This is a genomic window from Amphibacillus jilinensis Y1, assembly GCF_000306965.1.
In the GTDB taxonomy this organism is placed as follows: Bacteria; Bacillota; Bacilli; order Bacillales; family Amphibacillaceae; genus Amphibacillus_C; species Amphibacillus_C jilinensis.
Window position 1 is genome coordinate 66,467 of the sequence record NZ_JH976443.1, and the last position, 20,771, is coordinate 87,237.

A 20,771-nucleotide genomic window follows, 5' to 3' on the forward strand; every position below is an offset into this window, starting at 1 on the left:
GTCGCTAATTACTTATCTAACGCTTCACCTGATTTTTTAGCGATACGAACTTTCTTTCCGTCACGTTCTTCATGTCCAACTCTTGTTGGCTCGCCGGATTTTGGATCAATCGGTAAAACATTAGAAACATGGATTGGCGCTTCTTGTTCAAGAATACCGCCTTGTGGATTATCTTGCGAAGGTTTTTGATGTTTCTTCACCATATTGATACCTTCAACAAGTACACGGTCTTTCTTTGGATATGCGGCAAGAATCACTCCTTGCTTCCCTTTATCTTTACCAGACAAAACTTGTACTTTATCACCTTTTTTTACATGCATGCTAGACGCACCTCCTTACAAGGCTTTTCATTTAAACTGTTTTGTTTTAAGTGTTTCGGTTGCTTAAAACTTAAAGTACCTCTGGTGCTAATGAAACAATCTTCATAAATTTAGCATCACGTAGTTCACGTGCTACTGGACCAAAGATACGTGTTCCTCTAGGGCTCTTGTCATCACGGATAATAACCGCTGCGTTTTCATCAAAGCGAATGTAAGAACCATCTTTTCGACGAGCACCTGTTTTGGTGCGTACGATAACAGCCTTTACAACCTCACCTTTTTTGACAACGCCTCCAGGTGTTGCTTGTTTCACCGTACATACAATAACATCACCAATATTAGCGGTTTTACGACCACTTCCGCCTAATACTTTAATCGTTAGGACTTCACGAGCTCCTGAGTTATCTGCTACTTTCAAACGACTCTCTTGCTGAATCATACTGTAGTTACCTCCCTTCGGAATTCATCCGAGCGAACTTTGCAAATTGTTTTAGATAATTACCGCTTCTTCCACTATTTCAACAAGACGGAAACGTTTTGTTGCTGATAATGGGCGAGTTTCCATGATTGAAACAACATCACCTGTTTTAGCTTGGTTGTTTTCATCATGTGCTTTAAATTTCTTTGAATACTTAACACGTTTACCATAAAGTGAATGGAATTTATACGTTTCAACTAATACCGTGATTGTCTTATCCATTTTGTCAGATACAACACGACCTGTATAAAGCTTACGATTATTACGCTCAGTCATTTGAGGCTAACCTCCTCTCGAGTTTACTAGTTATTTACGCTAAGCTCTCTTTCGCGAACAACAGTTTTCATACGTGCAATCGATTTACGAACTTCACGAAGACGTGCAGTGTTCTCCAATTGCCCTGTAGCTAACTGAAAACGCAAATTGAAAAGCTCTTCTTTCAATGACTTAACTTTTTGTTCAATTTCGGCAGTGGTTAGTTCTCTGATTTCATTAGCCTTCATTGATTTCACCACCAATTTCTTCACGTTTTACAAACTTAGTTTTAATCGGGAGTTTATGAGATGCTAGACGTAATGCTTCTCTTGCTACCTCTTCAGGTACTCCAGCGATTTCAAATAGGATTTTTCCTGGTTTAACAACTGCTACCCAACCTTCAGGAGCACCTTTACCAGAACCCATACGTACTTCTAAAGGTTTCTTAGTATATGGTTTGTCTGGGAAGATTTTAATCCAAACTTTCCCACCACGTTTCATATAACGAGTCATAGCAATACGAGCAGACTCGATTTGACGACTTGTAATCCAAGCAGCTTCAACAGCTTGCAATCCGTATTCACCGAATGCAACCTCTGTTCCGCCTTTCGCTTTACCTTTCAAATTAGCACGGTGTTGCTTACGATGTTTTACACGTTTAGGCATTAACATAATGCGTGCCCCCTTCCTTACTTATTGTTTTTAGTTGGAAGGACTTCTCCACGATAGATCCACACTTTAACACCTAATTTACCGTAAGTAGTATCTGCTTCTGCAGTACCATAATCGATATCAGCGCGAAGTGTGTGTAGTGGTACCGTTCCTTCACTGTAACTTTCCGCACGTGCCATATCCGCGCCACCTAGACGGCCAGATACTTGCGTACGAATACCTTTTGCTCCTGCACGCATAGCACGTTGAATCACTTGCTTTTGCGCACGACGGAATGAAATACGTCCTTCTAATTGACGTGCAATGTTTTCTGCAACTAATTTAGCATCAATGTCAGGCTTTTTAACTTCAACAATATTAATGTGAACTTTTTTGCCTGTTAGTTTATTTAGTGATTTACGAAGTGCTTCAACTTCAGAACCACCTTTACCAATAACCATACCTGGCTTAGCCGTTGAAATTGAAATATTAACACGATTTGCAGCACGTTCGATTTCTACTTTAGAAACAGCAGCATCTTTTAAACGTTTCTCAATGTAATCACGAATTTTAATATCTTCATGTAATAAGTCTGCATAATCTTTGCCAGCGTACCATTTTGAATCCCAATCACGAATGACGCCGACGCGAAGTCCTATCGGATTAACTTTTTGACCCACAGATTATCCCTCCTTCTTTTCTGATACAACCACAGTGATGTGGCTTGTTCTTTTATTGATTTGGCTAGCACGACCTTGTGCACGAGGGCGAAAACGTTTAAGTGTTACCCCTTCGTTTACGTATGCTTCTGATACATACAAGTTGTCGACGTCCATTTCATAGTTGTGTTCTGCATTTGCGATCGCAGAGTTTAATACTTTTTCAACAACTGGGCTTGCACCACGTTGTGTGTGTTTTAAAATAGCAATTGCTTCTCCAACATTTTTGCCTCGAATTAAATCAATGACCAAACGAACTTTACGAGGAGCAATTCTAACAGTTTTTGCAACAGATTTAGCTTGCATCAAGAGTGCCTCCTCTCCTATTAGCGTTTTGTTTTCTTGTCATCGCCCGCATGCCCTTTGAAAGTGCGTGTCGGTGCGAATTCACCTAATTTATGTCCAACCATATCTTCTGTTACATAAACCGGTACATGTTTACGACCGTCATAAACAGCGATTGTGTGTCCTACAAAGTTAGGAAATATAGTAGAACGACGTGACCAAGATTTCACAACTTGTTTCTTGTCACTTTCATTTAAATTCTCAATTTTCTTCATCAAATGGTCATCTACGAAAGGTCCCTTTTTTAAGCTACGACCCATACATAAACCTCCCTTCGTGATTGTCGGACGGGTATTAATGCCCGCCGTTCAACCCCGTTATTTTTTACGCTTACGTACAATAAATTTATCTGATTGCTTGTTGCGTTTACGTGTGATTTTACCAAGTGTTGGTTTGCCCCATGGAGACATTGGTGATTTACGCCCGATAGGTGCACGACCTTCACCACCACCGTGTGGGTGATCGTTAGGGTTCATTACAGAACCACGTACAGTTGGACGAATACCTTTCCAACGTGAGCGTCCAGCTTTACCTACACGAATCAATTCATTTTCTAAGTTCCCCACTTGACCAACAGTAGCGCGGCAAGTACCTAATACGAGACGAACTTCACCTGAAGCTAGACGTACAAGTACGTACTTATCTTCGCGGCCTAGAATTTGGGCTTGAGAACCTGCAGAACGCGCAAGCTGTCCTCCACGACCTGGCTTTAACTCGATATTGTGGATCACAGTACCTACTGGAATACTCATAAGTGGCAGTGCATTACCTACTTTAATGTCTGCATCTGCTCCAGAGAAAATTTCTTGACCTACTTGGATACCTTTTGGTGCTAAGATGTAACGTTTTTCACCATCTGCATAGTTAATTAATGCAATGTTAGCTGTACGGTTAGGATCATACTCAATTGTAGCAACGCGGCCTGGTATACCATCTTTGTCGCGTTTAAAGTCGATCACACGGTATTGGCGCTTATGTCCACCACCTTGATGACGAACCGTTAACTTACCTTGGTTGTTACGTCCACCACGTTTTGATAGTGGTTGTAGAAGTGACTTCTCGGGTTTGTCAGTTGTAATTTCAGCGAAATCTGAAACTGACATATTACGTCTACCATTAGAAGTTGGTTTATACTTCTTAATCGCCATCTTGTTTCCCTCCTTTTCTAGTTACGTTTATTCTACACTTTCAAAGAAATCGAGTTCTTTGCTGTCTTCAGATAATTGAACAATAGCTTTTTTGCGATTTGGACGGTATCCACCATGACGACCCATACGCTTGAACTTTCCTTTAATATTTGAAGTGTTGATTTTAACCACTTTCACATCAAATATTTGCTCTACTGCATTTTTGATCTCAGTTTTATTCGCATTTGTGTTTACTTCAAACGTATATTTTTTATCAACCATTTGGTCGGCAGAGTGTTCCGTAATAATCGGGCGCTTAATAATATCACGTGGGTCTTTCATTATGCAAGCACCTCCCCTGCTTTTTCCGCTGCATCTTTAGTGATGATCAGCTTGTCATGTGCAAGTAAATCAAGTACATTGATTTGACTTACAGATAATACCTTAGTATTTGGTAAGTTGTTTGCACTTTTTGCAATCACTTCATCTTGATCAGCGGTAACAATTAACGCTTTTTCATTTACGTTTAAAGCCGCTAACAGATTTACAACTTCTTTTGTTTTCGGTGTTTCAATTGCTAAACCTTCTAATACAACAAGGCTTTCTTCTTTTACTTTAGAAGAAAGTGCTGATTGAAGTGCTAATCGACGAACTTTCTTTGGCAATTTGTAGCTATAGCTACGAGGCGTTGGACCGAATACAACACCGCCGCCAACCCATTGTGGTGAGCGAATTGAACCTTGACGGGCACGACCTGTACCTTTTTGACGCCATGGTTTACGACCTCCGCCACTCACTGCTGAACGATTCTTAACAGCATGTGTTCCTTGACGACGTGATGCTTGTTGCATAACGACTGCGTCATGTAATACATGCTCATTTGGCTCAATGCCAAACACTGTATCGTTTAATTCTACATCCCCTACTTGCGATCCGCTTTGGTTATATAGTGCTACTTTAGGCATGACATATCCTCCCTTCAACTTTAAATTAGTTAGCCTTTAATGCACTCGTGATTTTTACGAATGATTTTTTAGATCCTGGCACATTCCCTTTGATCAACAATAGATTGCGTTCAGTATCAACTTTCACAACCTCTAGGTTTTGAATAGTTGTTACTACACTACCCATTTGACCTGGTAATTTCTTACCTTTCATAACGCGAGCTGGTTGTGCAGCTGCACCCATTGAACCAGGCGCTCTATGGAAGTGCGAACCATGTCCCATTGGACCACGTTGTTGGTTGTGACGTTTAATCGCACCTTGAAATCCTTTACCTTTAGATGTACCTGTTACATCAATGCTATCTCCAGCTTGGAAAACCTCTACGTTTAATTCTTGACCTACTTCATACTCATCAAGATTTACGTTACGGAATTCACGAATGAAGCGCTTAGGGTTAGTGCTCGCTTTTGCAGCATGTCCTTTTTCTGGCTTGTTCGCATTTGCTGCTTTTTGATCAGCAAAACCTACTTGAATCGCTTCATAGCCGTCATTTTCTAATGTTCTTTTTTGAAGAACGACGTTTGGCTCAGCTTGAACAACTGTTACTGGGATCAATTCACCTTCCTCAGTAAAAATCTGTGTCATGCCGACTTTACGACCTAAGATTCCTTTCGTCATCCGTTACACCTCCTAAAAAATTCAATTATAGTTTAATTTCAATATCTACACCAGATGGTAAGTCAAGACGCATCAACGCATCTACAGTTTGTGGTGTAGGACTTACGATATCAATTAGACGCTTGTGTGTACGCATTTCAAATTGCTCACGAGAGTCTTTGTATTTGTGTACCGCACGTAGAACAGTGTAGATTGATTTTTCAGTTGGTAACGGGATCGGTCCCGACACCCCTGCTCCTGAACGCTTTGCAGTGCTCACAATCTTTTCAGCTGACTGATCCAAAATACGGTGATCGTATGCTTTCAAACGGATTCTAATTTTTTCTTTTGCCATTATATTCCCTCCTTTTCGCCCATTTTATAATAGACATTCTCCGCGGAAATTTCTTAGACTACCCACCCATGGCAAAGGGTCCGGGCGTGCCAACAACCTTCCACATCATCGCCTTTATGACCAACATTACATATTATATTAAAAACATCACGGGAATGCAAGGTTTATTCAAAAAAAGTTGATTTTTTTCTTGCCATTTTTTTCAGCTGTTAAACATAATAATTAGCCATCGATCAAGTTCTTTATCTTTCCTTATTATATATAGAAAGCATTCGACCTGAACTTTTGGGCTTCTAGCTAAATTAATATGTGCTGAATTATCGTATGTTGTTGTGCTACAGCTGTGAGGGTAGCACCATTATTTCCTTTTTGTCATCCCTATAAACCAAACGACGTATAATTTCCACCTCCCATTGCTGAAATGAGCTTAAAAAAACGTGGCCTATTCTTTTTTGGTGTTTATACGCACTTGAAATGAAAGAAACGAGCTCCTTGTTAGAGCAAACACTAAGCCATTTATTCTGCTCATAATCCCCATCGATCGCATAACCTCTATCACCCTATCTCCCGGCGAATGGCCACGATATACCTTTGTGGTTTAGCTCTATGAGTCACGCTTAACACGTTATTATTAAGGTCTATCTTAAGCGCGCTGACAGTATGCTGAAAAGAGCACATCACTTGAACTGATAAGGAATTCGTTATATGATTTTGATTCATGTTTTCTTTGGCATAATGATAGGATTATTATATAAGGGGGATTAAAAAATGGATAATTGGTTTATTGTTTTAAATGTTATTGTCTTTATTGGATTATTAGGCATATTACTTTATATGCAAAAAAAGCATGTGTCCTATGCCAAGCGTGTTTTTACCGGTATGGGAATTGGCGTAGCATTAGGGATTATCTTGCAAGCCATCTATGGAGAAGGCTCCGAGATCTTAAATGACACACTTAGTTGGTATAGCATTGTCGGTAGTGGCTATATCCGCTTTCTAATGCTTATTGTCATTCCACTCGTTATGTTCTCTATTATCCGAGCTATCATCAATTTAAAGGAAACGAAGCAACTAGGTAAAATTGCTGCGTGGGTAATTGGTGTATTGATTACGACAACACTTATTGCTGCAATTGTTGGGATTGGATCTGCGCTTGTGTTTGACTTAAGTGCAGAACAAATTGAAGCTGGTCAAGCTGAGGCAGAACGAGGCGCTTCTCTAGAAGAGCGCTTTGAATCAATGGCCGATCAAACTACACCACAACGGATAATCGAGTTTATTCCTAATAATATCTTTTTAGATATGACGGGGCAACGTCCCACCTCTGTTATCGCAGTTGTTATTTTCTCTGTCTTGGTAGGTGTGGCTACTTTGGGGGTCAGTAGAAAGCAGCCTGAGCAAGCAGAGGCTTTTACTAATCTGATTAATGCCATCTTTGCAATTGTCATGAGGATTGTCACACTTATTCTACGCTTAACACCATTTGGGGTACTAGCACTCATGACTAATATGGTCGCATCGACAGATTTTGATGGTATTATACAGCTTGGAAAATTTGTTATTGCCTCCTATGTAGCATTGGTTGTTATGTTTATCATCCACTTGCTGATCATCAGTGGATTTAAACTAAATCCGATTACTTTTGTGAAAAAGATTTTGCCTGTGCTAGGATTTGCCTTCACGTCACGCTCAAGTGCAGGAACGATCCCGCTTAATATTGCAGCACAGAAAAGTGCTCTAGGTGTTGATGATGGATCCGCAAATATGTCAGCGTCATTTGGTGCGACAATGGGACAAAATGCTTGCGCAGGTATTTATCCAGCGATGCTAGCCATCATGATCGCCCCAACAGTTGATATTAATCCGTTATCACCGGAATTTCTTATTCAGCTTGTCTTAATCACAGCAATTAGCTCGTTCGGAGTAGCTGGAGTTGGGGGTGGAGCAACATTTGCAGCCATTATTGTCCTATCATCAATGGGATTACCAGTTGCATTAGCTGGCTTACTGATCACAATTGAACCCTTAATTGATATGGGACGGACAGCTGTAAATGTTAACGGCAGCATGGTGTCTGGAACGGTTACCTCTAAAGTGCTCGGTTATTTAGATGAAGGAAAATACAATGACAAAAAAGCCGTTGTAGAAAGTACAGACATTTAACTTATTGAAAACACGCTCTTGGCATTTTAAATACCAAGAGCGTGTTTTTTGAATAGAATTGGAGTAATAAATAGATAGATAATTGAATACTAATCATCTACCTCCACTTCATCATTGAGCACAAATTCTGTATAAAAGATTTCATCATCAATTTCAAACGCAAAATAAATCTTTTCACCTTCAGATTCCAGATATGCTTTTGCATCATCTTGAAGATTTTCTGGGTGCTGGACGAGTATTGAGGAAATGTGTTCCCAATCAAAGTTTTTCTCAAAAATCCTCTCATCAGATTCAAACATATTACTACTTAGATAATACTGCTCTAGCTCTTCAGGGAAATAGCCAATATATCTAAAATTAATATCCTTATTAGTTATATTTTCGATTAGAAAAGCAAACTCCAATCTTCTCTCAAAGTCATCTTCGTCCTCAATATAATAACTATCTTCCTCCAACTCAAGTGTGATCTTATCGAATAGAGGGTTCTCCTGTCCTTGAAGCTTTTCAATCTCTTCAATGACATGGTCGTAGGTTAAATTGTCAAATTCAACTTCGTTTGTTTCTGAGCAAGCAAGAAGACTTAATAAAACTATTCCTAATAACAAATATAATTTTGTATGCATAATAACGCTCCTATTAATCAATAGTTCTCCCAGTATGCAGATACAATAGGTGAGTAATTAAAAATAATTACGGTGAAAAATAAAGCAACGACCAGTAATTTCTTAACTAATTGCATTAAAATTGCTGATACCATATTTTTCATGAGTCATTTATTACCAATCGATTCATGTGTAACTTTATAATAGCACAGGAAAAGAAAAAGTAAATATTATCTATGTAAAAAAATTCTATTTAGTCAATTTAGTTTTGATTGTTAATGTGACTATTTAAGATATGGACAAGTATAATCCTGATAATCACCTACCACTAATATATTTTAACATATGAAGAATAAAACTAATCCCATTTAATTCCATATCTTGATCTCTTCATTCGATTGTTTTCATACCGATAATAAATATATAAGATAAAATAAGGAGGACTCTATATTGAAGCGATTCAATGTATTATCTAAACGATCAATCGGGGGTCAATTTGGCACAATTTATGGTATTGTCATTTTGCTGTTTATTAGTTCGGTGTTTATCACCTATTTACTATTAAGCCAAACACACCAAGCAGTTGATGACACTGAAGAGAAGAATGCGGTAGTCATTGAAGTCAATGAACTCATGGCACTCTATCAGGAGAAATACTTATTTATTCCGGAATATATTATTGATGAAAGTGAGCAACGTTTACTTGATTACCTTGAAATTAGTAGACAATTTGTCGCAAAGGCTAAACAAGTTAGCGCGCTATTATCTGATGGAGAGCAAATGACCATCTTCGATCAAATCATTGAAAACAACCATCAGCTCGATGAATATTTCTTTAGTGCAATCGTACCAAATGTTCAACAAATCAACACCGATACCTTTACATCCTTGCAAGCAGATGCTAACCAACTTAAAGAAGACACCATGCAAGACGGTAGTCTACTGATTGAGGAAGCAGTTAATGAAAATCAGTCATCGATTCAAACCGCTCAGCAAAACATCACTTCTACCATCACCATGCTAATTCTTTCTTTAGTGATATCTGTCACGTTATCATTAATTCTCATGCTGTTGTTGAGTAGGAAGATCAAGCGCAAACTCGGCGAGGTGGTTACAACCTCTAATGCGATTGCGAATGGGGATTTAAGTGGTGAAGATTTATTACTTAATGAAGAAAATGAGATTGGTGCACTTGCTCTATCTATTAATAATATGAAACATAATTTAAAGGATATTTTATCGCAGATTACTAACTTGACTAAAAACGTCAATACGCAAGTTGATCAATTTGTCACCATTGCCAACGATGTAGAGTCTGGTAGCGAGCAGGTCGCTGTAACCATTGAAGAATTAGCCACTGGTGCAACTGACCAAGCGGACGAGGCCAGTGCAATCTCGGAAAAAACGAAAGACTTTCATCATCGAGTTAAAGAGGCGCAGCAAAACAGTAATCAACTTGTTACTTTTTCAGATGATGTATTGACCGTCTCAAACGATGGGGATACACAAATGCAACATTCTATAAAGCAAATGGTCACTATCACTGATACAGTCGCATCATCAGTTAAGCGCGTCAATCAACTTGAGAAAGATGCCGTATCTATTAATGAATTTGTAAATGTCATAACTGGTATTGCAGAGCAAACCAACTTACTTGCCCTAAATGCATCGATTGAAGCTGCTCGAGCTGGTGAGTCTGGGAAAGGCTTTGCCGTTGTTGCAGATGAAGTTAGAAAGTTGGCTGAAGAAGTCCACGACTCTTCTGGAAAGATCAGTGGCATTGTCACAGGTATTCAAAAAAGCATGCGCTTAATGGTAGAAGATTTAGAGAAAGGCTTCGATCAAGTCAATACAGGTAAGCAACAAATTGATACCTCAAGTCAATATTTTACTGACATTAAAGATAAAGTTCATTTAATCTCCGATCGTATTAATGAAATATCTAAAACCATCAGTTACTTTGGACAAGCAAGCGATGAAATTAACAGTTCTGTTGAGAATATTGCTGCAATTTCGGAAGAATCAGCAGCAGGTTCTGAAGAAATATCAGCTTCTGCTAATGAACAAAAAACAGCCGTCCAAAGAGTGGCGACTGACGTCAATCAACTTAGAGGCTCAATTGAGGCAATGAATAAGCTGACTGATCAATTTACACTTTAATTCAAAAGGAGGTTCATATATGCTTAACAAAAAACACTTTCTTTCCTTTATAAGTCTATTTTTATTATTCACTTTAACAGGTTGTTTGAATCAATCAACTAATAATGAATCAGAGGATACCTCCGTAACCAAATTACGTAGCGAACAAGATATTCCCTATATAGGCTTTGCAATGGACACATTACAAGATGAACGCTGGTACCGTGATAAGGACTACTTTGAACAAAAAGTCCAATCATTAGGGGGAAATGTTAAGACGCTTGCGGCTAACGGTATCCATGACGTGCAAGTTGAACAAGTCGAATTATTAATTGAAGAAGGTATTGATATACTGGTTATTATACCAGCAGATTCCGAAGCATCTGCTGAAATTGTTGACTTAGCACATCAAGCAGATGTTCCAGTCATTTCTTATGACAAACTAGTACTTAACGCTGACCTTGATTATTATATATCATTTGATAACGTTAAAGTTGGTGAACTTCAAGCAAGTGCCATCTTAGAGGAAGTTGATGAAGGTAATTTCGCCTATGTAGGAGGAGCTGATAACGATAATAATGCCCACCTTTTTAAAGAAGGTACAATGAATATCCTTCAGCCGTATATAGATTCGGGTGATATTAACCTTGTCTATGACGAGTTTACACCAGGTTGGTCTCCAGATGAAGCTGAGTCTATGTTTGGTTCATTTTTAGAGAATAACCAACAAGTTGATGCGGTAATCGCGGCTAACGACGGGACTGCTGGAGGTGTGATACAAGCCTTAACTGCACAAAATTCAACCGTTCCTATAAGTGGTCAAGATGCTGAGTTAGACGCGATTAGACGTATACAAGATGGTACACAAACCATGACCGTCTATAAGTCACTAGAGCAGATAGCAGAAACAGCGGCTGAGACAGCCATGAGATTAGCTAACAGAGAAACGATCGAAACTGATTCAACAATGAATAATAACAACATCGATGTACCATCGATCTTACTTGATCCAATCACTATTACATCTGATAATATTGAAGAAACCGTCATAGCTGATGGTCATATCGATGCTGATGATTTATAAATGTTAGTATCATGCTAAACACATGTAACGCCTATTTCTCTGATGGTATTAACACCACTCGCTCAAAATAGGCGTTACATTTTTATTTATACCTTCGTTTAAACCTGAACGACCTGGTTGATTAGGCATAAAAATCTTTATTTCAAAATCTGGTGAAATAGAGCATCTCTATAACCAACATCAAATAGTATACAACCAAAAAAATCCGATTCCCCTAGAGGAATCGGATTTAGTGTTTAATTACGCTTCAATTTTAGCTACAACGCCAGCGCCTACTGTACGTCCACCTTCACGGATTGAGAATTTAGTTCCATCTTCAATCGCGATTGGTGAGATTAATTCTACAGTCATCTCAACGTTGTCACCAGGCATAACCATTTCTACGCCTTCAGGAAGTTTGATAATACCAGTTACGTCAGTTGTACGGAAGTAGAACTGAGGACGGTAGTTATCGAAGAATGGCGTATGACGTCCACCTTCTTCTTTAGATAGTACATAAACTTCTGCTTTGAATTTAGTATGTGGTGTAATTGTACCTGGCTTAGCAAGTACTTGCCCACGGTTAATATCTTCACGAGATACACCACGTAGTAATGCACCAATGTTATCACCAGCTTCTGCATAGTCAAGAAGCTTACGGAACATTTCCACACCAGTTACAGTTGTTTTGCTTGGCTCATCTGCAAGACCAATGATATCAACTTCATCACCGACTTTAACAACACCACGCTCAACACGACCTGTAGCAACAGTACCACGACCAGTGATTGAGAATACGTCCTCTACTGGCATCATGAATGGTTTTTCAGTGTCACGGTCTGGACGAGGAATATACTCATCAACCGCATCCATTAATTCATAAATAGCATTTACATATTGCTCTTCGCCTTCAAGTGCTTTAAGAGCAGAACCTTTGATTACTGGTACATCATCACCAGGGAAGTCATACTCAGAAAGAAGGTCACGAACTTCCATTTCTACTAATTCAAGAAGTTCTTCGTCATCTACCATGTCACATTTGTTTAAGAATACAACGATAGCAGGTACACCTACTTGACGAGAAAGTAAGATATGCTCACGTGTTTGTGGCATTGGACCATCAGCTGCAGATACAACTAAGATCGCGCCATCCATTTGTGCTGCACCAGTGATCATGTTTTTAACATAGTCAGCGTGTCCTGGGCAGTCTACGTGTGCATAGTGACGTGCTTCCGTTTCATACTCAACGTGTGCAGTTGAGATCGTAATCCCACGCTCACGCTCTTCTGGCGCACCATCGATTTGATCGTAAGCCATTGCTGTACCAACACCAGATTTATTGTGAAGTACAGTTGAAATTGCTGCAGTTAAAGTTGTTTTACCGTGGTCAACGTGTCCAATCGTACCAATATTAACGTGGTCTTTTGAACGGTCGAATTTTTCTTTACCCATTATATAGTTCCTCCTTTAAATAAATAAAAGTTAGTTTTATATGACATGCATGTTCGCTTAAAAAGATTCTAAGCTTACAATACAAGTTATACTTTAATTTTGCTAAAAAATCAATTATGCACCAGCATTTTTCTTAATAATTTCTTCAGAAATACTTTTCGGTACTTCTTCATAATGATCGAAGAACATAGTATACGTACCACGACCTTGTGTATTAGAACGCAATGCTGTTGCATAGCCAAACATTTCTGCAAGCGGAACAAACGCTTTAACTACCTGTGCATTCCCTCTTGCTTCCATACCTTCAACACGTCCTCGACGTGAAGTGACATCACCCATAATGTCTCCCATATATTCTTCTGGAATAACAACTTCTACTTTCATCATTGGTTCAAGTAGAACTGGGTTACACTTGTTTTTCGCATTTTTAAGCGCCATTGATGCAGCTACTCTAAATGCTGTTTCATTCGAGTCAACGTCATGATAGCTACCATCATAAAGTGTTGCCTTAACATCGATTAATGGGTAGCCTGCGACAACTCCATTTTCCAATGATTCTTTAATACCGGCTTCAACAGAAGGGATATATTCACGTGGAACAACCCCACCAACAATTTTGTTAACAAACTCGAAGCCAGCGCCTTCTTCGTTTGGCTCAAACTTAACCCAAACGTGACCATATTGCCCACGACCACCTGATTGACGAACGAATTTACCTTCGACTTCAGCTGAACCACGGAATGTCTCACGATAAGATACCTGAGGAGCACCAACGTTTGCTTCTACTTTGAACTCACGTCTCATACGGTCAACAATGATATCAAGGTGAAGCTCACCCATACCCGAAATGATCGTTTGACCTGTTTCAACATTTGTTTCTGTTTTGAACGTTGGATCTTCTTCAGCTAATTTACCTAGTGCAATTGACATCTTGTCTTGGTCAGCTTTTGATTTCGGTTCAATAGCAACTGAAATAACTGGATCTGGGAACTCCATTGATTCAAGAATAACAAGATTCTTTTCCTCACATAATGTATCCCCTGTTCCTGTATCTTTCAATCCTACTGCACCAGCGATATCACCCGCATATACTTCAGAAATCTCTTCACGTGAGTTCGCGTGCATTTGCAGGATTCGTCCAACACGTTCACGCTTACCTTTTGTGGAGTTCTGTACGTATGAACCAGACTTCAATGTTCCAGAGTAAACTCGGAAGAATGTTAACTTCCCAACGAAAGGATCTGTTGCCACTTTAAATGCTAATGCAGAGAATGGTTCTTTATCATCAGCTTTACGAACAACTTCCTCTTCGGTTTCAGGTACATGACCTTCAATTGGAGGAATATCCAACGGCGATGGCAAGTAATCTACAACACCATCAATTAATAGTTGAACACCTTTGTTTTTAAATGCTGATCCACAAAATACCGGATAAAACTCAACACTTAATGTTGCTGTACGTACCGCTTGACGTAATTCTTCATTTGAAATTTCTTCACCTTCTAAGTAACGCATCATTAGATCTTCATCTAATTCTGCAACGGCTTCTACAAGGCGTGTACGCAGTTCTTCAGCCTTAGCTTTTAAGTCTTCAGGGATTTCTCTGGACTCTGTTCGTGTACCGAGGTCATCTTCATAATAAAATGCTTCCATCGAAACTAAATCAATGATACCTTCAAAGTCATCTTCAGCACCAATTGGGAATTGAACAGGATGAGCATTAGCTCCTAAGCGATCGGATAAAGTACCCACTGAGTACATGAAATCTGCGCCTGTTTTGTCCATTTTATTTACAAAAACAATTCGAGGTACACCATATGTTGTCGCTTGTCGCCAAACGGTTTCTGTTTGTGGTTCAACACCAGACTGTGCGTCTAATACAGTAACTGCACCATCTAGCACACGTAGCGAACGCTCTACTTCTACTGTGAAATCCACGTGCCCTGGTGTATCAATGATGTTAATACGATGTCCTTTCCATTGAGCAGTTGTAGCAGCTGAAGTGATGGTAATCCCACGTTCTTGTTCCTGCTCCATCCAGTCCATTTGTGATGCACCTTCATGTGTCTCACCAATCTTATGGATTTTACCTGTATAGAAAAGGATACGCTCAGTAGCTGTTGTTTTACCAGCATCAATGTGAGCCATGATACCAATATTACGTGTTTTCTCCAAGGAGAACTCTCTAGGCATATGTCTTTCTCCTTCCTTTTTCTTTTCAATTTTACGTTATCTTTAAGCAGATCGCAAAACAGCAAACGCGCATTACTATTTAATGACTGACAAGGCTTCACTAACCCTGTGCAAATAAGAGAGCATCGATTAACCAAAGTCACCTACACATCTTAATTATCTCCACGTATTAGCTAGCCTATATGTCATTAAATGCACCCTACCAACGATAGTGAGCGAAAGCTTTGTTTGCTTCTGCCATTTTGTGCATGTCTTCGCGTCTTTTTACAGCAGCACCTGTGTTATTAGATGCATCTAAAATCTCATTTGCTAGGCGCTCTTCCATCGTTTTCTCTCCGCGTAAACGCGAGTAGTTTACGATGTAACGAAGTCCTAGTGCTTGACGACGCTCAGGGCGTACCTCAACTGGCACTTGATAGTTCGACCCACCAACACGGCGAGCACGTACTTCTAGGACAGGCATAACGTTTTTCATCGCTTGTTCAAATACATCAATAGCTGGCTGTCCGCTACGTTCTTGAACAAGTTCAAACGCACGATAAAGAATTTTTTGTGCCTTACCTCTTTTTCCATCAACCATAATTTGATTGATCAAACGTGTAACAAGCTTTGAATTATATAACGGATCTGGCAAGACATCACGTTTAGTTACAGGACCTTTACGTGGCATAGTCTAACCTCCTTTCTACTAAATCAATCATAACTTCTTATTTTTTAGGGCGTTTTGTTCCATATTTTGAACGACCTTGCATACGACCATCAACACCTGCAGTGTCTAATGCACCACGAACAATGTGATAACGAACACCAGGTAAGTCTTTTACACGTCCTCCACGGATAAGCACAACACTGTGCTCTTGAAGGTTGTGACCAATACCAGGAATATAAGCTGTTACTTCAATTCCATTTGTCAAACGAACACGCGCATATTTACGTAATGCTGAGTTCGGTTTCTTTGGAGTCAATGTACCAACACGTGTACATACACCACGTTTTTGCGGAGATGATTGGTCAGTCAATGATTTCTTGAAGCTATTATACCCTTTATTTAAAGCTGGTGAGTCAGATTTTTTACCCTTGCTCACACGACCTTTACGAACGAGTTGATTAATAGTTGGCATCTTTTTTTCCTCCTCTCATCACTTTCTTGTAATCCCACACATCCAGGTGGTTCATTTATAAGCAAAAAACAAAGTTTTCATGAATCAAATGCTATCAATTCACCAAAACTCTATTGCTTTATCGCTACGGCTGCTGTTCCAACTTCAATTCCACATGCTTTTCCTAACGCTTTCTTAGAATCAACCATTTGATAAGGAATATCCATTTTATCCGCGAGTTGTGAAACTTTCATTATCATATCTGGATCAATATCCTCGGCGATAACAACTTCTTTCACTTCACCACTCTTCATGGCTTTAATCGCTTGTTTCGTTCCGATAATCAAACGATTCCTTGCTTGAATTACTTTATCATAAGACATTCACATATCCTCCAAAGTATTAAGGTAACAGAAGCACCTTGAATATAGTACCACCTTAAGCTAGTTGATGTCAACTTAAAATCAATAGAATCCTTATTTTTTCACTTAAGGGGTACTATATATCGTGCTTATTGTTTTACTACCATTTCATGTTTAATCATTACACGGTTTGTTCATCTTCTGGCTCTTCTGCAATGATGTTTTCAACAGGCATCTCTGTCTGTGCTTCAATTTTACGATAGCGTTGCATACCTGTACCTGCAGGAACAAGTTTTCCAATAATAACATTTTCCTTCAGACCGAGTAATTCATCACGCTTCCCTTTAATTGCTGCATCTGTTAATACACGTGTTGTTTCTTGGAAGGATGCAGCTGATAGGAATGAATCAGTTTCCAATGAAGCCTTGGTAATACCCAATAGAACAGGACGACCAACTGCTGGTTCCTTACTATCTAACAGTGCTTTTTTGTTAGCTTCTCTAAACTGGTGAATTTCAAGGAGTGATCCTGGTAGCACTTCAGTATCACCAGAATCAGCAATACGTACTTTACGAAGCATTTGTCTAACCATAACTTCAACGTGCTTATCACCGATTTCTACACCTTGCATGCGATATACTTTCTGCACTTCTTTTAAAAGATAAGATTGTACACCGTCGACACCTTGGAATTTAAGAAGTTCTTTCGGATCAATTGAGCCTTCTGTTAGTGGCTCTCCAGCAACGACCGTATCACCTACAGCTACCTTAACGCGAGACCCATATGGCACTGTATAAGTTCGCGTCTCTATTACGCCTTGTACAACAATTTCTTGTTTCTCTTTTACTTCGCTTATATCTTGAACCGTACCATTGATCTCACTAATAACAGCTTGACCTTTAGGGTTTCTTGCTTCAAAAATCTCTTGGATACGTGGTAAACCTTGGGTAATATCACTTCCAGCAACCCCACCTGTGTGGAATGTACGCATAGTCAGCTGTGTACCTGGTTCACCAATCGACTGCGCCGCAATAATTCCAACAGCTTCGCCGACTTCAACCTCTTCGCCAGTAGCAAGGTTTCGACCGTAACACTTCTTACAAGCGCCGTGCTTGGTATTACATGTAAATACCGTCCGGATCGTCACTTCTTCAATACCAGCTTCTACAATCTGCTTTGCCAAGTCCTCATTAATAAAGGCGTCCTTCTCAACAATTACTTCATTTGTTTCTGGATGACGTAGTGTTTGGAAAGCGGTCCGACCGATTAAGCGGTCTGTTAATGGTTCAATAACTTCTGTACCTTCCGTAATTGCTTGAACCGTTAACCCTTTATCAGTATGGCAATCATCTTCCCGAATGATAACATCTTGTGCCACATCTACTAGTCTTCTTGTTAAGTAACCAGAGTCAGCAGTCTTAAGTGCTGTATCAGCAAGACCTTTACGGGCACCGTGAGTCGAAATAAAGTACTCAAGCACCGTTAAGCCTTCTCTAAAGCTGGACTTAATTGGTAACTCAATAATTCGACCAGCAGGGTTAGCCATTAAACCACGCATACCGGCAAGCTGGGTAAAGTTAGAGGCGTTACCACGGGCTCCTGAATCACTCATCATAAAGATAGGGTTACGGTGACTTAGTGATTTCATTAATTTCTCTTGAATCACATCTTTGGCTTGCGACCAAATTGAAATGACGCGCTCATAACGCTCTTCTTCTGTAATCAATCCTCGACGGAATTGTTTTAGAACTTTATCTACTTTGGATTGTGCTTCTTCAAGGATTTGTTCTTTTTCCGCTAATACGACAATATCTGCCACACCAACCGTGATCCCGGCTTTTGTCGAATACTTAAATCCTAAGTCTTTCATGCGGTCAAGCATCTTAGACGTTTCACTGATTTTGAACTTCTTAAACACTTCTGCAATGATATCACCGAGAATCCCCTTCTTAAACGGCGGGATAATATCACGCTTAGATAGTTCTTCTTTAATATTTTTTCCTTTAGGGACAAAATATTTATCAGGTGTTTTAACTTCTAAATTCGTTTGCGTCGGTTCATTCATATATGGAAATGACGGCGGTAAAATATCGTTAAAGATCAGTTTACCAATAGTGGTAAGTAATAGTTGTTCTTGCTGTTCACTTGTAAAGTTGTCTTTTCCTAACGATGAAACTTGCACCGCTACACGTGTATGCAGATGTGCATAGCCATTCTGATAAGCGACCATGGCTTCATTTAAATCTTTAAATACCATGCCTTCGCCAATAGCATTTTCACGTTCCATGGTTAGATAGTAGTTACCTAATACCATATCCTGTGAAGGTGTAACGACAGGTTTACCATCTTTTGGATTCAAAATATTTTGAGCCGCCAACATTAATATTCTAGCTTCTGCCTGAGCCTCTGCTGATAATGGTACGTGTACCGCCATCTGATCCCCGTCAAAGTCAGCATTGTACGCCGTACAAACCAGTGGATGAAGTCGAATAGCCCGGCCTTCGACCAAGGTAGGTTCGAAAGCTTGAATACCTAAACGGTGCAAAGTAGGTGCACGGTTTAGTAAGACTGGATGTTCTCTAATAACATCCTCAAGCACTTCCCAAACTTCAGTGTGCAGACGTTCTATTTTCCTTTTAGCCGACTTAATATTATGCGCTAAGCCTCGCTCTACAAGTTCTTTCATAATAAACGGCTTGAATAGTTCTACTGCCATTTCTTTCGGCAACCCGCATTGATACATTTTGAGGTTCGGACCAACAACAATAACGGAACGACCTGAATAATCAACACGTTTACCTAGTAAGTTTTGACGGAAACGTCCTTGTTTACCTTTAAGCATATGTGATAATGATTTAAGCGGTCGATTACCTGGGCCAGTAACAGGACGGCCACGACGACCATTATCAATTAATGCGTCGACAGCTTCTTGGAGCATCCGCTTCTCATTTTGAACAATAATGCTTGGTGCACCTAAATCAAGGAGTCGCTTCAAACGATTATTACGATTAATCACACGACGATAGAGATCATTTAAATCCGATGTAGCAAAACGGCCACCATCTAATTGAACCATTGGTCTCAACTCTGGAGGGATAATCGGCAAAACTTCCATGATCATCCATGACGGCTCGTTACCAGAATGTCTGAAGGCTTCAATCACTTCAAGGCGTTTAATTGCACGCGTACGTCTTTGGCCTTGTGCAGACTTTAACTCTTCCCGTAATGCTTCCACTTCTTTTTCAAGATCAATGTCTTGTAAAATCTTCTTGATGGCTTCAGCTCCCATTTGCGCTTGGAAACCTTGACCATATTTATCTCGATAAGCACGATATTCTTTTTCTGATAGTAGCTGCTTTTTCTCCAAAGCAGTTTCTCCAGCATCCGTAACAATGTACGCTGCAAAGTAAATCACTTCTTCTAATGCCCGCGGAGACATGTCTAACACGAGTCCCATACGACTTGGAATACCTTTGAAATACCAAATGTGGGATACAGGTGCCGCTAATTCAATATGCCCCATACGTTCACGGCGGACTTTTGATTTTGTAACCTCAACACCACAACGATCACAAACCACACCTTTATACCGTACACGTTTATATTTACCACAGTGACATTCCCAGTCCTTTTGCGGACCGAAGATTCTTTCGCAGAATAAACCATCTTTTTCCGGCTTTAATGTCCGATAATTAATTGTTTCTGGTTTTTTTACTTCCCCATATGACCATGACCGAATTTTGTCTGGTGATGCCAAACCAATTTTCATATATTCAAAATTATTTACATCTAGCAAGGGGTCTACCTCCCTTTTAGTATGTGTTATACCATAGTTGATTAATATG

23 protein-coding genes are annotated in these 20,771 nt (G+C 39.6%); 3 read left to right on the forward strand and 20 right to left on the reverse strand.

Annotated features, from left to right (window positions below; genetic code table 11):
• Positions 1–8: 8 nt before the first annotated feature.
• From rplX to rpsJ, 13 genes are all read right to left on the reverse strand, one after another.
• Entirely contained in the window at positions 9–320 is a 312-nt protein-coding gene (gene rplX / locus B494_RS0117375; RefSeq protein ID WP_017473653.1) for a 50S ribosomal protein L24, read from the reverse strand.
• 70 nt (positions 321–390) lie between these two features.
• A complete protein-coding gene (gene rplN, locus B494_RS0117380) occupies positions 391–759 on the reverse strand; it encodes a 50S ribosomal protein L14 (protein ID WP_017473654.1) in 369 nt (122 codons plus the stop codon).
• 51 nt (positions 760–810) lie between these two features.
• A complete protein-coding gene (rpsQ, locus tag B494_RS0117385) occupies positions 811–1,074 on the reverse strand; it encodes a 30S ribosomal protein S17 (RefSeq protein ID WP_017473655.1) in 264 nt (87 codons plus the stop codon).
• A 26-nt stretch (positions 1,075–1,100) separates the two neighbouring features.
• Entirely contained in the window at positions 1,101–1,301 is a 201-nt protein-coding gene (gene rpmC / locus B494_RS0117390) for a 50S ribosomal protein L29 (protein ID WP_017473656.1), read from the reverse strand.
• Positions 1,291–1,725: a 50S ribosomal protein L16 gene (gene rplP / locus B494_RS0117395; RefSeq protein ID WP_017473657.1), complete on the reverse strand. Its 435-nt coding sequence runs from the start codon at positions 1,723–1,725 to the stop codon at positions 1,291–1,293. Before rplP ends, rpmC begins: the two co-directional genes overlap by 11 nt.
• Before the next feature lie 17 nt (positions 1,726–1,742).
• Entirely contained in the window at positions 1,743–2,384 is a 642-nt protein-coding gene (rpsC, locus tag B494_RS0117400; protein ID WP_017473658.1) for a 30S ribosomal protein S3, read from the reverse strand.
• Between the two features lie 3 nt (positions 2,385–2,387).
• On the reverse strand, positions 2,388–2,729 hold the full coding sequence (rplV, locus tag B494_RS0117405) for a 50S ribosomal protein L22 (RefSeq protein WP_017473659.1): 342 nt from the start codon (positions 2,727–2,729) through the stop codon (positions 2,388–2,390).
• Between the two features lie 20 nt (positions 2,730–2,749).
• Positions 2,750–3,028 (reverse strand): 30S ribosomal protein S19, encoded by a 279-nt coding sequence (gene rpsS, locus B494_RS0117410; protein WP_017473660.1) that lies wholly within the window; start codon positions 3,026–3,028, stop codon positions 2,750–2,752.
• 57 nt (positions 3,029–3,085) lie between these two features.
• A complete protein-coding gene (rplB, locus tag B494_RS0117415; RefSeq protein ID WP_017473661.1) occupies positions 3,086–3,916 on the reverse strand; it encodes a 50S ribosomal protein L2 in 831 nt (276 codons plus the stop codon).
• Positions 3,917–3,943: 27 nt separating this feature from the next.
• Positions 3,944–4,237, reverse strand: coding sequence for a 50S ribosomal protein L23 (rplW, locus tag B494_RS0117420; protein ID WP_017473662.1), 294 nt, complete (start codon positions 4,235–4,237; stop codon positions 3,944–3,946).
• Positions 4,237–4,860, reverse strand: a complete 624-nt coding sequence (gene rplD / locus B494_RS0117425; RefSeq protein ID WP_017473663.1) for a 50S ribosomal protein L4 — start codon at positions 4,858–4,860, stop codon at positions 4,237–4,239. The genes rplW and rplD overlap by 1 nt, the downstream gene beginning before the upstream one ends.
• A 25-nt stretch (positions 4,861–4,885) precedes the next feature.
• On the reverse strand, positions 4,886–5,518 hold the full coding sequence (rplC, locus tag B494_RS0117430; RefSeq protein ID WP_017473664.1) for a 50S ribosomal protein L3: 633 nt from the start codon (positions 5,516–5,518) through the stop codon (positions 4,886–4,888).
• 25 nt (positions 5,519–5,543) lie between these two features.
• On the reverse strand, positions 5,544–5,852 hold the full coding sequence (gene rpsJ / locus B494_RS0117435; protein ID WP_017473665.1) for a 30S ribosomal protein S10: 309 nt from the start codon (positions 5,850–5,852) through the stop codon (positions 5,544–5,546).
• 768 nt (positions 5,853–6,620) lie between these two features.
• Here rpsJ and B494_RS0117440 point away from each other — a divergent pair.
• Positions 6,621–8,015, forward strand: a complete 1,395-nt coding sequence (locus tag B494_RS0117440) for an L-cystine transporter (protein ID WP_017473666.1) — start codon at positions 6,621–6,623, stop codon at positions 8,013–8,015.
• Between the two features lie 89 nt (positions 8,016–8,104).
• On the opposite strand, the gene B494_RS0117445 is transcribed toward B494_RS0117440, so the two are convergent.
• A complete protein-coding gene (locus B494_RS0117445) occupies positions 8,105–8,638 on the reverse strand; it encodes a hypothetical protein (RefSeq protein ID WP_017473667.1) in 534 nt (177 codons plus the stop codon).
• Between the two features lie 429 nt (positions 8,639–9,067).
• On the opposite strand from B494_RS0117445, the gene B494_RS0117450 reads away from it, so the two are divergent.
• Both B494_RS0117450 and B494_RS0117455 read left to right on the forward strand, forming a co-directional pair.
• Positions 9,068–10,777, forward strand: a complete 1,710-nt coding sequence (locus B494_RS0117450; RefSeq protein ID WP_017473668.1) for a methyl-accepting chemotaxis protein — start codon at positions 9,068–9,070, stop codon at positions 10,775–10,777.
• Between the two features lie 19 nt (positions 10,778–10,796).
• Entirely contained in the window at positions 10,797–11,840 is a 1,044-nt protein-coding gene (locus B494_RS0117455) for a sugar ABC transporter substrate-binding protein (RefSeq protein ID WP_017473669.1), read from the forward strand.
• 240 nt (positions 11,841–12,080) lie between these two features.
• Here B494_RS0117455 and tuf read toward each other — a convergent pair whose 3' ends face one another.
• The 6 genes from tuf to rpoC form a co-directional block, all read right to left on the reverse strand.
• Entirely contained in the window at positions 12,081–13,271 is a 1,191-nt protein-coding gene (tuf, locus tag B494_RS0117460) for an elongation factor Tu (RefSeq protein WP_017473670.1), read from the reverse strand.
• A gap of 114 nt (positions 13,272–13,385) precedes the next feature.
• A complete protein-coding gene (fusA, locus tag B494_RS0117465; protein ID WP_017473671.1) occupies positions 13,386–15,464 on the reverse strand; it encodes an elongation factor G in 2,079 nt (692 codons plus the stop codon).
• Between the two features lie 199 nt (positions 15,465–15,663).
• Positions 15,664–16,134 (reverse strand): 30S ribosomal protein S7, encoded by a 471-nt coding sequence (gene rpsG, locus B494_RS0117470; RefSeq protein ID WP_017473672.1) that lies wholly within the window; start codon positions 16,132–16,134, stop codon positions 15,664–15,666.
• 37 nt (positions 16,135–16,171) lie between these two features.
• On the reverse strand, positions 16,172–16,585 hold the full coding sequence (gene rpsL / locus B494_RS0117475) for a 30S ribosomal protein S12 (RefSeq protein WP_017473673.1): 414 nt from the start codon (positions 16,583–16,585) through the stop codon (positions 16,172–16,174).
• Positions 16,586–16,695: 110 nt separating this feature from the next.
• On the reverse strand, positions 16,696–16,947 hold the full coding sequence (locus tag B494_RS0117480) for a ribosomal L7Ae/L30e/S12e/Gadd45 family protein (protein ID WP_017473674.1): 252 nt from the start codon (positions 16,945–16,947) through the stop codon (positions 16,696–16,698).
• A 160-nt stretch (positions 16,948–17,107) separates the two neighbouring features.
• Complete coding sequence (rpoC, locus tag B494_RS0117485) at positions 17,108–20,722, reverse strand: DNA-directed RNA polymerase subunit beta' (RefSeq protein ID WP_017473675.1); 3,615 nt, start codon at positions 20,720–20,722, stop codon at positions 17,108–17,110.
• Between the last annotated feature and the right edge of the window lie 49 nt (positions 20,723–20,771).